Genomic DNA, 12974 nt, shown 5'->3' on the forward strand with positions numbered 1-12974 from the left:
GGCAAAATGCTCCGGACGTCACTTGCAGGCAGGCAGATCAGGCGCCTTCGTTCTCGGCAATGCCCATCTCGTCGATCTTCCGGCGGGCTTCCAGCAACTGGTCACCGGTCACCATGAAGTAGACGTTCTCGGCGATGTTGGTGGCATGGTCACCAATGCGCTCGATGTTCTTGGCGCAGAACAGCAGGTGGGCACACTGGGTGATCTTGCGCGGGTCTTCCATCATGTAGGTCAGCAGCTCGCGGAACAGCGAGGTGTAGATGGCGTCCACTTCGTCATCGCGCTCGCGCACGGCCTTGGCGGCTTCCGCATCGCGGCCCGTATAGGCGTCCAGCACCGACTTGAGCTGGTTCAGCGCCAGGTCGGACATGTGCTCGACGCCGAAAGCGGCCTTCTTGGAATTGAAAATGCCGTCGATGGCGATCACTCGCTTGGCGATGTTCTTGGCAAGATCGCCGACGCGCTCAAGGTCGTTGGCAATACGGCCGGCAGCCATGATCTCGCGCAGATCCTGGCCCATCGGCTGGCGCAGGGCGACGATGCGGATGAACTTCGCCTCGATTTCCTGCTGCATCTCGTCCAGCTTGGCATCGGCCTGAACCGTGGCCTGCGCCTTGGCCAGATCATGCGTCAGCAGAGCGCTGACAGCATCATTCACCAGCTTCTCCGCCAGACCGCCCATCTCGGCGACCCTGCCAGCCAGGGCGCGCAGTTCCTCGTCATACGAGCTTACGGTATGCTCGGACATGTCGTGTTCCTCTCAAATTCTCGAGCGCAAGATCCAGTATCAGCCGAAACGGCCGGTGATGTAATCCTGCGTGCGCTTGTCCTGCGGATTGGTGAAGATGTCCTGCGTCGCGCCTTCCTCAACCAGATTGCCTAGATGGAAGAAGGCAGTGCGCTGGGACACGCGGGCAGCCTGCTGCATCGAGTGCGTCACGATCACGATCGTGAAGTTGGTGCGCAGTTCGTCGATCAGTTCCTCGACCTTGGCGGTCGCGATCGGATCAAGGGCCGAGCACGGTTCGTCCATGAGGATCACTTCCGGGCTGACGGCGATGGCGCGGGCGATACAGAGACGCTGCTGTTGCCCACCGGACAGGCCCGTGCCGGGACCATCAAGACGGTCCTTCACTTCGTTCCACAGACCGGCCTTCTGCAGCGAGGCAGAGACCACTTCATCCATTTCTGCCTTGTTGCGGGTCAGGCCATGGATACGCGGGCCATAGGCCACGTTCTCGTAGATCGACTTCGGGAACGGGTTCGGCTTCTGGAACACCATGCCGACCTTGGCGCGCAGCTGCACCGGATCAACCTTCGGGTCGTAGATGTTCTCGCCGTCAATCAGGATGTCACCCTCGACGCGGCAGATGTCGATGGTGTCGTTCATCCGGTTGAGGGTGCGCAGGAAGGTGGACTTGCCGCAGCCCGACGGACCGATGAAGGCGGTCACGGAACGGGGCTGAATCTTGATGTCCACGTCCTTGATGGCGTGCTTGTCGCCGTAATAGACCTGAACCTTGCGGGCGACGATCTTGGGTTCTGCGTGGGTCACGCCGTTCTCCACTTTTGCGCTGACATTCATCGGTAATCCCTTTCTTACCAGCGGCGCTCGAAGCGGCGGCGCAGGATGATGGCAACCAGGTTCATTACGATCAGGAACACCAGCAGCACGATAATGGCTCCGGATGCGCGCTCGACGAAAGCCGGGTCACCGCGCTGTGTCCAGTTGAAGACCTGAACGGGCAGGGCAGCTGCCGGCTCGAAGAAGCCTTCCGGCGGAGCAGACGGGAAACTGCGAACAAATGAAACCATGCCGATCAGCAGCAGGGGCGCGGTTTCACCAAGGGCCTGAGCCAAGCCAATGATCGTTCCAGTCAGGATGCCGGGCGCGGCAAGCGGCAGCACGTGATGGAAGATCGACTGCATCTTCGACGCGCCGACCCCCAGCGCCGCATCCCGGATGCTCGGCGGCACAGCACGCAGCGCAGCACGGGTGGCAATGATGATCGTCGGGATCGTCATCAGCGTCAGGACAAGACCGCCAACCAGCGAGGCCGACTGAGGAAGACCGGCAAAATTGATGAAAACCGCAAGGCCAAGGATACCGAACACGATTGAAGGAACGGCTGCCAGGTTCGAGATGTTGACTTCAATCAGGTCAGTGAACCAGTTCCTGGGGGCAAATTCCTCAAGGTAGATGGACGCTGCCACGCCAATCGGAACTGCCAGGACAAGAACGATCATCATCATGTACATGGAGCCGAGGAAGGCGATACCCAGACCTGCCGCTTCAGGACGCAAGTCGGAGGCATCCGGCCCGAAGAAGAAGCCCCAGTTGAAGCCTTCATACATCATGCCGGCTGCGCGCATTCTGTCGGCGAGTTCCAGCTGCTCAGGCGAGATATTGCTATCCAGCTTCGCGCTGTCCATCGTGACGCGGCCCTTGAAGTAGCCATCGACACGGCCATTGGCGTAGGTCTTGAACTTGATTGTCTGGCCAACAAGGCTCGGATCCGCCAGCACCATGTTGCGCAGTGTCGCCGGTGCTTCCTTGGAGACGAGATCAAAAATCTCCTTGCCGGACAAACCGCCGGTCTCAACGCCCGCACGGTTCAGAGCCTCCAGAAGCCCCTTCTGGATGACATTCCCGTAGCCGACCGTGCTGACCTTCTTCATCTCCTCAAGATCCCGCTGGCCCGACTTGTCGAGGGCGGATTCCGTCAGCTGCACATCGAACTCAACAAAGGCCTGATTGAATGCAGCAAGGCCAGTTGAAAGGACAGAAGACAAGAGGATGACGAGGGACAACAAGCCAATGCAAATGGCTGTCATTCCATAGAAGCGGAACCGGCGCTCTGCCGCGTTTCTCCGCTTTGTCCGTGCATCCGGGTTATAGATAGACTTGAATGGAACAGTATCGACGCTGGTCATTCATATTGCTCCCGGTATTTACGGACGATGTAAAGAGCGGCGACATTCAGTCCCAGAGTAAAGACAAAGAGCGTCATGCCAAGCGCGAAGGCAACCAGTGTCTCCGGTGAGGCAAACTCCGTGTCACCTGTCAGCTGACTGACGATCTTCACAGTGACGGTGGTCATGGCCTCAAAGGGGTTGAGCCCCAGCTTGGCTGCAGCCCCGGCGCCCATCACCACAATCATGGTCTCGCCAATGGCGCGGCTTGCTGCCAGAAGGATGGCGCCGACAATGCCCGGCAAGGCGGCAGGAAAGACAACTTGCCGGATCGCCTCGGATCTGGTGGCCCCAAGGCCATAGGCGCCGTCACGCAGAGACTGGGGTACCGCATTGATGATGTCATCCGAAAGAGATGACACGAAGGGGATGAGCATGATGCCCATCACGAGACCGGCAGTCAGCACCGAAGACGATGAATTGCCAAGGCCCATGGGCTGTGCAAAGTAGTCGCGCAGGAAAGGGCCAACCGTGATCAGGGCGAAAAGGCCGTAGACGATGGTCGGGATACCCGCAAGCAGCTCAAGCAGCGGCTTGGCGACGCTTCTCACCGGCTTGGACGCATATTCCGACATGTAGATTGCCGCATAAAGGCCAACCGGCACGGCAAACAGGAGGGCTACAGCCGAGACATACAAGGTACCCCAGAGCAGCGGCAGAATGCCCAGTTCGGAGCCGCCGCGGAACTGCGGATTCCAGACTGTACCGAAGAAGAACTCGGTCGCAGGGTACATGTTGAAGAAATTATAGGTCTCAAACAGCAAGGACGACACAATGCCGAAAGTCGTCAGCACGGCGACGAGCGATGCAGCAAGAAGCATTGAACGCGTGAACTGCTCGGAGACATTTCTGGCGCGGAAAGCCGGATTAATCCGGAAAAACGACCATACAAACCCTGCGGCAGCAACTGCAATCACCGCAATGGCCATCATGAGCCGGGAGGAATTGGTCATCGCCCGGTATGACTTGGCAGCCTCAAAGACTTCGCTGCGCACATCGGCCCCCAAGGCAACACCCGCTTCCGCCATCCGGCCGCGAATGAGGCTGAGGTCACCGCGCATTTCCGCGATGCTTTCGTCAGACAGATCGCCACGGCTGGCGAGAACCTGCAGCCCGCCGGCAATGCGGCGGACGTCGGTCATCACAAGCGTCATGGCAGTCGAGCTTTCGGATGACGCTTCCGGAAGGCTCCGGGACGCCGCTCCTTCAATAATCACCGGCGACAAAAACAGCCAGGCAGCCATCAGCACGAGCGCAGGAACGGCCGTGAACAGAAACACAACCGTAGCATAGTGGCCCGGCAGCGAATGCAGTTTCCGTCTATCTCCGCCAGCAAGAGCCACCGCCCGGCTTCTGCCAGCGATCGCCCCAACAAAGGCAAGAGCAACAATTATAAGGAGAAGGGCACCGAGGCTCATGAGCTATCCAATCCACAGAGCAAAGGGTGGCGCTATCGCGCCACCCTGGTCTTCCATAGGCTCGAACCGCTTACTTGAGCGGACCCATCACGACTTCGTCAGCAACGGCCTTCTGGGTCGCAGCCAGTTCCGGATCGGAAACGAGGCCGTACTGAGCGAGCGGGCCATTCGGGCCTGCGATATCGTCGGAGACGAAGAACTCGACGTATTCCTTCAGGCCCGGGATCACGCCGATGTGTGCCTTCTTGACGTAGAAGTACAGCGGACGGGAAACCGGATACTCACCCTTGGCAATGCTCTCGACCGACGGAACAACACCGCCCATGGTCGCAACCTGGAGCTTGTCGGTGTTGTTCTGGTAGAAGGACAGACCGAACACGCCGATACCATGCGGGTTGGCAGCAACGCGAGCCAGGGTCTCGGTGTAGTCGCCGTCGATGTCGATGGACACGCCATCGGTGCGCAGCGCCATGCAAGCCTTGGCAGCAGCCTTGGCGTCACCACCGTTGGCAGCCTTCAGAGCTTCTTCGATGCCATTGGCCTTGCAGCCAGCATGCAGAACCTTCTCGTCGAACACTTCGCGGGTGCCATGCTTGGTGCCCGGAATGAAGGCAAGGATGTCCTGCTCCGGCAGGTCAGCGCGCACATCGCTCCACTTCTTGTTCGGGTTGGCAACGAGCTTGCCGTCCTTCACGATCTGGGCGGCCAGAGCGGAGTGCCAGTCAGCCGGGGTGAACTCGAACTTGTTTCCGTTGATGTCGGAAGCAAACACGATGCCATCGTAACCGATGCGCACTTCCATGAGCTCGGTAACACCGTTGCCGTTGCAGGTATCGATGTCCGACTGCGTGATGCGGCTGGAGGAGTTCGCGATGTCGATGGTGTTCACACCAACGCCTTCGCAGAGCTTCTTGCGGCCAGCGCCCGAACCGCCGGATTCCACGACCGGGGTCGGGAAGTCGGTGTTTTCGCCGAAAGCTTCAGCAACGATGGAAGCATAGGGCAGAACCGTCGACGAGCCGGCGATCTGGATCTGGTCACGAGCCTGAGCGGCGCCGGCGACGGCGGTGGCGGCAGCCGCGAGGGCAACCATGCTTACGAGGGTTTTGAACTTCACTTGACCACTCCCTTTGAATGTCAAGGTTTTTGGGCGCGCCACCCAGCCTCCCCTGAGGCCCTGGCGACGAGCGGAACCTAACGGCCACAGATGAGACTTCTATGTCAGTTCCATATCACTTTTGTGACAATTTAAGCCGTTGTAAAATAATGATAATTTCCAAACCCCTACTCGAAAGACCGCAGTTTTGTGACACGCGCGGTCACAAGGCTGCGCCCGGGCTGGCGCCAGCCCTGCAGGTCTGGGTCATTTTCTTTGCCGGCTGTATGGCAAGAGCCCTTCCGGGGCCACTCGCTGCAGCGGAGAACTGCAGTGTTGCGCCAGGCACTCCCGGCAAGGCAGCATCAATGGGCGGCCGCAAGCTCCCCGGCCAGCTTCTCGTTCTCAAGCCGCTGGTGCTTCGGCAGCGGAATGAGGCCGATCATAGCCAGATATCCGTCGGGCCCCAGAGCTTTTTCAGATGCAAACTCAAGGAGATATTCCTCAAGCCCCGGAACCTTTCCCAGATGCTCCTTCTTGACGTAGAAATAGAGCGGCCGGGACAGAGGATAGGTTCCAGCCGCAATATTTCCTGCAGACGGCTCTACTCCTGAGATGCTGACAGGTTTCAGGTCGCCACGGTTCCGTTCGAGGAACGAGTAGCCGAAGATGCCGAGCGCCTTGGGGTTCTGCTCGAGCATTGTCACGACGAGGTCATCGTTCTCGCCCGTCTCCAGAAACGATCCGTCCTGCCGCAACTCATGACAGGCGGCCCCCTTCAGGCCAAGGCTGCCTGCGTCCGCAAGTGCGGCGCAGCCTTGCTCCATGGCAATTTCGACAAATGTATCACGGGTGCCGGAAGTCGGCGGCGGGCCGAGGATCTCAATACGCTTGTCCGGTAGCGTGCTGCCGATCTGACGCCAGGATTGAAAGGGGTTATCCTGCAGTTTACCTTCAACCGGAACCTTGCGGGCCAGACCCAGAAAGACCTGATCCAGGGAAAGATTCATGTCAGCGCCGCTGGCTGCACCCGCTAGCACGATGCCATCGAAGCCGAAGCGGATTTCAACCGGTGTCACGCCATTTGCGCGGCATTCCTCCAGTTCGGCCGGTTTCATCGGTCTGGACGCATTTGTCACATCAGGTGTGGCATCTCCGGATCCAGCACAGAACAGCTTGATACCGCCTCCGGTGCCAGTGGACTCAATGACCGGGAACTTTCCGCCGTTTTTCAGGGAAACCTGTTCAGCAACCGCGGCAGCGAAGGGATAGACAGTAGAAGACCCGACAATCTGTACCTTGTCACGCGCCAGCGCCAGCTCGCCTGCGCCCAGGAAGACCGTCAGAAGCAGTGCAACTCCAAGACCAACTCTTGTCATGCTGAAGATCTCCGGCGTGCGGCTCTGTCTGGCGTGACCTTGTTCGTGTGATGGCCACTCGGCAGGACTGCCTATAGCACATGTCCTAATGAGACGATGTGAGAGTTATGTGACGTCCTGCAGATATAAAGGCGTCAACGTGCAGTTGCCACTCCCGTTTGCCCGTCAGCGGGGAAGGTGATCGAGAATGCGGCCCCCTGCCCCGGCTGGCTTTCGATATCCAGCCGGGCCCTGTGCCGGGTCAGGATGTGCTTGACAATGGCGAGCCCGAGCCCCGTGCCCTTCATGGCGCGGCTGGAGGCAACATCGACGCGGTAGAAGCGTTCCGTCAGCCGCGGCAGGTGTTCAGACGAAATGCCCTCGCCATAGTCCCGTACGGTCAGCACCCAGCCCTGCCCGCTTGCCTGCGGGCGGACCGAGACATCCACACGCTTGCCAGTGCTCCCGTATTTCAACGCATTTTCCACGAGGTTCTCGGTCACCTGGATCAGCTCATCGCGGTCACCGCGGACGACCGCCTCCTGCTCGGGCACTTCCACGTGCACCTCCATGCCAAGTTCACGGGCCAGCGGAGACAGGGCGTCATTGGTGTGGTGTACAGCCTCGCGCAGATCCACCAGCTTGTCCGGACGCACATGGGCTTTCAGCTCGATGCGGGACAGGGACAGGATGTCATCGATCAGTCGGCGCATCCTGTTCGCCTGTTCCAGCATGATGCCAAGGAACCGCTCCCGTGCCCGCGCATCGTCCTTGGCTGGCCCTTGCAGGGTTTCGATGAAGCCCGTGAGCGACGCCAGAGGTGTGCGCAGCTCATGGCTGGCGTTGGCGACGAAATCGGTGCGCATGCGCTCCAGCCGGCGCTGCTCGGTCAGGTCCCGCAGGGCCACCAGCAGAAAATCGGGCGTGGCAGGCTCAGGCTGCCCCGGCTTCAGCGAGGGCAGGTAGATCGGCGCGATACTGGCTTCGAACCAGGATTCGGTCGGCACTTTTTCCGCCCATTCGATCCGCTCCACCGTGCCTTGCGAGCGGGCGCGGTCGAAGGCTTCCAGCAGGGATGGCGTGCGCAGGCCGAAGGAGATCGGGTCTCCCGGACGGACAGCCGGATATTGATCCCGGGCCAGCGTGTTCACATAGCGGGTGATGCCACGCCCGTCGGCAATGAAACAGGGCATGGGCAGCGCGTCGGCCGTCACCTTGATGCCGGTTCCGGGCCACATGCGGCGAAGATCGCGCTTGTTCTCAAGCTGCAGGGCCCGCACGGAATCGCTGCGGCGGGGGCCAAGGGCTGCAGCCAGGAATATGGCGAAGAACCCGCACAGCACGGCAACAAGCGGAATGCGGAAGACGGCCCAAAGCAGAATCAGAACGGCACCTGCCGTGAACAGAACCCAGCGCGCATCCTTCAGGCGTTGCGACGGCCTTGCCTGCAGCTCGCGCGGAGGCAGCTTTTCGTCTTCAGTCTGTGTATCGGTCATCGCGAACCTGTGCCTGCTTCCGCCCCGCCGCCTCAAGGGAATATCATGAGCCGGTGAAATAACCCGGCTCTATGTCACTCACACGACAAAAACCAGATTAGCGTATCGAACCAACGCCCAGATGAATGTCCCGTGTCATTTTAACGGCATTTCCCAGGTTCTGCCGCTCTGCGAAATGACACGCGCGCAAGCCTCTCGGGGCCAGGCTGCAACGGCCGGACAGGCAGAACTCAGCCGGAGGTGATGTAGCGTGACGAGGCTGCCTTCGTCAGGGCTTCCAGCAAACGCGGCCAACCAGCTCCGGAGGCCATGAACGCCCGGTAATCCTCGCCTGCCGCGCCGTGGCGGATGAAATCCCCGTGAGCGACTTCGAGGCGCGTCGTCTCTCCGGCATCGCGGAAGGACAGCACCACCCGGCTCGCTGCCGAAGGATCGGCAACAGGCTTCCCGTCCGGGCCGATTTGCCAGGCAAGCCGCAGATAGAGCGGCGCTTCAATGGACAGGACCGTGCCCCAGATGACGCGGCGGCCATCCTCACCCACCCGCGAGCAGGCCCCGCCCAGATGCGGATCAATGATGACGTCCTGAGCGGACTGGCCGAAGAAGGGGTCGTGCCTTGGCCACCAGGAGGCAATCCTGTCCACAGTCAGGGCAAAGGCCGCTTCGCGCTTGAGGGGAAGAACGGCTTCCAGGGAAAGAGCATGTTCGGGCATGGGGCCTTGCCTGTCCTCATCTGGCTGGTCGTGTGAGCGGCCGCGCACACCTCTCCTTCGGGGAAAGACAGCGCCGCCCATCGCTTTCTAACCCGTCCACATTACCGCTTCATGCCAGTGGCGCCAATGCGACCGGTCAATCAAAACGGGAAACGGTTGTGTGCCGGAGCTGACAATTGCTTGACTTGACTTGTCCCGCGCTGAACAGATGGGCCGGAACAGGCGATAGCAAGGCTATGAGATGCTGACGCATCGCGCCTTGAAATTGCTCAGGCGCCGCAAGGGCTTTCCCGCTCCAAAGATACCGGTGATGACGAAACTGCAGCACGATCTTTCCTTCGATCCGCGCCATGGCGAGCCGGTGGAGGTGGCCCCCGGCATCCGGCGGCTGACGGTGAACAATCCCGGCCCTTTCACGTTTCATGGCACCAACACCTATCTGATCGGCGAGGGCGAGGTGGCCGTGCTGGACCCGGGCCCGGAGGATGAAGCGCATCTGCAGGCCATTCTGGCCGCAACCCGCGGCCAGAGCGTCACCGCCATTCTCGTCAGCCACACTCACAAGGATCACTCCCCCGCCGCTGCACGGCTTGCCGCGCTCACCGGTGCTCCGGTACTCGGCTGCGCGCCCCACCGGGCTGCACGTGCCCTGCATGGCAACGAGGTCAATCCGCTGGATGCCAGCGCCGACATGGACTACCGGCCGGACCGGCAGCTGGCGGATGCAGAGCGCTTCACCGCCGGCGGGCGCCTGTTCGAGGCGGTGGAAACACCTGGCCACACGGCCAATCACCTCGCCTTCGCCCTGCCGGATGACGGGGTGATATTCTCCGCCGATCATGTCATGGCATGGTCCACCTCCATCGTCGCTCCCCCGGACGGATCGATGCAGGCCTATCTTCAGTCCCTCGACAGGATGATGGAGCGCAGCGAAAGCCTCTATCTGCCCGGTCACGGCGGCCTGCTGCAGGGGGCGCAGGACTACATGGCCGCCCTGAAGGCACACCGGATGCAGCGCGAGGCAGCCATCCTCGGCGTGCTGCATCGTCTTGGCCAGTCGGACATTCCGCAGATCGTCGAGGCCGTTTACACCGGTCTGGACCCGCGCCTGAAGGGCGCCGCAGCTCTTTCCGTCTTCGCACAGCTGGAGCGGCTGGTGGAGACAGGGGCGGTGCAGTGCGATGGAGAGGCGCGGCTCGAAGGGCTCTACAGGGCGGCGCCCTGAAACCTCGCGCCTGAAATCTCACGCCTGATATCAAGGCTCCCGGATGCTGGCGCATCAGGCCCTGACGTTGCTCACACGCCGCACCGGGTTGCCCCCTGCTCAACAGGTACCAAACTCATTGAGGGGCCGTATTACCCTGCGTGCCATCCCCTTGATAAATCTCGTCAAACTCCGGCTCGGCGGCGGCAGGCTCCGGCGCCTGATAGGGCTTGAAGCCGGGCAAGGGAACCGGACGGCCAGCATCTTCCTGCGGCTGTTCGGTGAGGAGCGGCAGTTCTTCGGCCTGAGCACGGGCCTCCTCCGCTTCCTCTTCAGTGACGTTGAGGCGGCCGATGTTGCCATAGGCTTCGGTCAAGGCCGCATCGAGATCCCGGTAGAACCCACGGATCTGCTGGGCATTGAACCCCAGATCATGCGCGGCGAAACGCGAACTGGCCCGCACATCGAGGATGGAGCCGGTCACGTCCGGCTCCACACGCACGGAAATGCCGGCCGGAAGGCCGATGAACGGCACCCGGGCGATCGCCTGCAGCAGGCTGGGAGAATCGCGCATGTCGGGCGGCAGTTCGGTGACAATCTCCCAGCCGTTCTTTTCCATCACCTTGCGCACCGCCGCATGCAGATCAACCGGCTCCAGCCGGAAACGGCGCGAGACGATTTCCGGATAGGCCAGCGTCTGCAGGGTTGCATCGAAGCGCGGCGGCGCGAGAGCATCACGGGCGGAAAGCGCCTCAACTGCCGGAGGCGGATCGGACGGGTCCGTGCTGATATCATTGAGCTGGGGAAACATGTTCCAGCCGGCAGCCAGAAGCGTCAGCGGCACCAGCAGAACAAGGCCGTAAAACACCGCGCGCACGGCATCGCCGACGCCGGTCCCGCCACGCTGCCACCACAGCACGATGGCCGCAATGGCCAGACAAAGACCGGAAAGCCCGAGCGCGGCGCCGAGCAGCAGGCTGAGTTCAAGCTGGTTGGCTGCAATGATCCCGCTTCGATAGGCCACGGCGGCGGCAAGCAGGGTCGGAACGCCCATCGCCGCCATGAAGCGCGAGGTGCGTCCAAGCCCGGATCGCGGAACGGGATACCGCTTTCTCACCACCTGCTCCCCTGCCCGGCCCGACTGGGCCCGTTGCCGGAATGGCCGCCGGACGGCAGCATCCCTATCTGGGTGCCGTCTGTCACCGGCAAAAGCAAGAGAAGAAACGCAGCTCCCGGACCGGGATGCATTCAGTGCACCGGCATCATCGCATCAAGCCAGTCCAGAAGATCATCAAGACCGGTGAGAACATGATCTGCATGCGGCGCCAGAACATCTGCACCGATGGTGCCCGTGGCGACGGCCACCGCAACGGCACCCGCCTGACGGCCCGCATGCATGTCATGCAGGCTGTCCCCCACCATGGCGACCTCGTGCGGGTGCAGGCCGTTCTGCTCCTGGAAGGCCATGACCATGCCGGGTGCAGGCTTTGCCCCGAAGCCGCTGTCATAGCCGTAGATCTGGGCAAAGCACTGCTCGATGCCCAATGCGCGCATCTGGGCTCGGGCGGAGCTTTCCGTGTCGTTGGTGGCAATGCCGAGGATGTAGCCGGCGTCATGCAGCGTGCGGATCGTCGGCTCCAGCGCCGGGAACGGCGCAAGGCTTTCAAGGCCATAGGCCTTCAGATGCGCTTCGATCTCGCGCAGCAGCGCCGTGGTGTCGGCAATGCCCATCACCTGCGCCCATTCACCGATGACCGCATCATTCGCACCCGCCACGAAGGGAGAATGCGGCTCGAACAGGCCAGCTTCCAGATTGAAGGCTGTGATCCGCGCCAATTCGGTCTTCACCACCGCATTTCCGGCCGCCATCGTGTCGAGCAGCCGGGCAAAGGCGGGCGACCAGGTCTGCTGGAAGTCGATCAGCGTGCCGTCCTTGTCGAACAGGATTGCCTTGACCGGGGTTTGCGGCCGTGTGCTCATGCCTTGCGTCTCCGATGCCCGGAGCCGGACACGAAAGGCCGGAAACGGGACCAAACTTCTGTTGCGGGCTGATTCCACCCTTTTGCGCAGACAGACATGACTTTCCCGCCCATGCAAGACCCGACTGAACGGAGAAGACGGTTTCCTTGGATTTTATCCCGGTGCAACCATCCATTTGCCTTTTGCCGCCTTCAGAACGGCGAACCTCGCTTGCCCTTTTTCAAGGCGTGAGCGGATTGTAACAAGACGACACTTTATTTGACCGGCTTTAGCCTTCAACTCGCCCTGCCGAGTGATTAAGTCTTTACCAGACGTAAACTGTCGAAGTTTACGTTTCATTCATTGTCTTTCCTCTGTGTTTTTCCGGGAAAGACAAGAAAAAGCCCGCGCGAAAGCCACACAGATGCCGCAATCGGGCATCACTGAGCGCGCCATTCAACGCCCAACGGACCAGAAACAATGTCGACCCTTGCAAAGCAGACCCCGAAAGCCGCCGCTGCCCCGAACCTTGCGGATCTCTACAAGCCGCTCGGTATTCAGGCCGTGACCGCTGCTGCCATGTGCTTCAAGCAGAGCAAGGCCGCCAAGGCCGGCTCAACCGCCAAGTAACGCGCATGACCGCTGATTTCTGAGCCGGGCATCTGAGGAGGGTGCCCGGCTCTTGCATTTTCCGCCCCCTCCCCGCAGAACGCGCTTTCACATCAGCCGCCATCCGTCGTCTTTCTGTCATGGTGGA

General features: G+C 61.1%; 12 protein-coding genes. 2 read left to right on the plus strand and 10 right to left on the minus strand.

Annotated elements, in window-relative coordinates:
• Positions 1-37 precede the first annotated feature (37 nt).
• From phoU to H163_RS0102820, 8 genes are all read right to left on the minus strand, one after another.
• The gene (phoU, locus tag H163_RS0102785) at positions 38-748 is read right to left on the minus strand and encodes a phosphate signaling complex protein PhoU (RefSeq protein ID WP_019963021.1); all 711 of its coding nucleotides are present in this window, start codon (positions 746-748) and stop codon (positions 38-40) included.
• Positions 749-787: 39 nt separating this feature from the next.
• Positions 788-1585: a phosphate ABC transporter ATP-binding protein PstB gene (pstB, locus tag H163_RS0102790; protein WP_019963022.1), complete on the minus strand. Its 798-nt coding sequence runs from the start codon at positions 1583-1585 to the stop codon at positions 788-790.
• A 14-nt stretch (positions 1586-1599) separates the two neighbouring features.
• Entirely contained in the window at positions 1600-2934 is a 1335-nt protein-coding gene (gene pstA, locus H163_RS0102795) for a phosphate ABC transporter permease PstA (protein WP_026355382.1), read from the minus strand.
• Positions 2931-4391, minus strand: coding sequence for a phosphate ABC transporter permease subunit PstC (gene pstC / locus H163_RS0102800; protein ID WP_019963024.1), 1461 nt, complete (start codon positions 4389-4391; stop codon positions 2931-2933). The genes pstA and pstC overlap by 4 nt, the downstream gene beginning before the upstream one ends.
• A gap of 70 nt (positions 4392-4461) precedes the next feature.
• Complete coding sequence (locus H163_RS0102805) at positions 4462-5484, minus strand: PstS family phosphate ABC transporter substrate-binding protein (protein ID WP_019963025.1); 1023 nt, start codon at positions 5482-5484, stop codon at positions 4462-4464.
• A 368-nt stretch (positions 5485-5852) separates the two neighbouring features.
• Positions 5853-6866, minus strand: coding sequence for a substrate-binding domain-containing protein (locus H163_RS0102810; protein ID WP_019963026.1), 1014 nt, complete (start codon positions 6864-6866; stop codon positions 5853-5855).
• Between the two features lie 134 nt (positions 6867-7000).
• Positions 7001-8341: an ATP-binding protein gene (locus H163_RS0102815; protein WP_019963027.1), complete on the minus strand. Its 1341-nt coding sequence runs from the start codon at positions 8339-8341 to the stop codon at positions 7001-7003.
• Between the two features lie 230 nt (positions 8342-8571).
• Entirely contained in the window at positions 8572-9054 is a 483-nt protein-coding gene (locus H163_RS0102820) for an SRPBCC domain-containing protein (protein WP_019963028.1), read from the minus strand.
• A gap of 310 nt (positions 9055-9364) precedes the next feature.
• On the opposite strand from H163_RS0102820, the gene H163_RS0102825 reads away from it, so the two are divergent.
• Positions 9365-10279, plus strand: coding sequence for an MBL fold metallo-hydrolase (locus tag H163_RS0102825; RefSeq protein ID WP_019963029.1), 915 nt, complete (start codon positions 9365-9367; stop codon positions 10277-10279).
• Positions 10280-10394: 115 nt separating this feature from the next.
• On the opposite strand, the gene H163_RS0102830 is transcribed toward H163_RS0102825, so the two are convergent.
• Both H163_RS0102830 and H163_RS0102835 read right to left on the minus strand, forming a co-directional pair.
• Positions 10395-11375, minus strand: coding sequence for a DUF1499 domain-containing protein (locus tag H163_RS0102830; RefSeq protein WP_147290393.1), 981 nt, complete (start codon positions 11373-11375; stop codon positions 10395-10397).
• Positions 11376-11506: 131 nt separating this feature from the next.
• Positions 11507-12238 carry an HAD family hydrolase gene (locus H163_RS0102835; RefSeq protein ID WP_019963031.1) on the minus strand — a complete coding sequence of 244 codons (732 nt, stop codon included), beginning with the start codon at positions 12236-12238 and terminating at the stop codon, positions 11507-11509.
• A gap of 459 nt (positions 12239-12697) precedes the next feature.
• On the opposite strand from H163_RS0102835, the gene H163_RS24265 reads away from it, so the two are divergent.
• Positions 12698-12847, plus strand: a complete 150-nt coding sequence (locus H163_RS24265) for a hypothetical protein (RefSeq protein ID WP_019963032.1) — start codon at positions 12698-12700, stop codon at positions 12845-12847.
• The last annotated feature ends 127 nt before the right edge of the window (positions 12848-12974 follow it).

It is taken from the genome of Pannonibacter phragmitetus DSM 14782, assembly GCF_000382365.1.
Classification (GTDB): domain Bacteria; phylum Pseudomonadota; class Alphaproteobacteria; order Rhizobiales; family Stappiaceae; genus Pannonibacter; species Pannonibacter phragmitetus.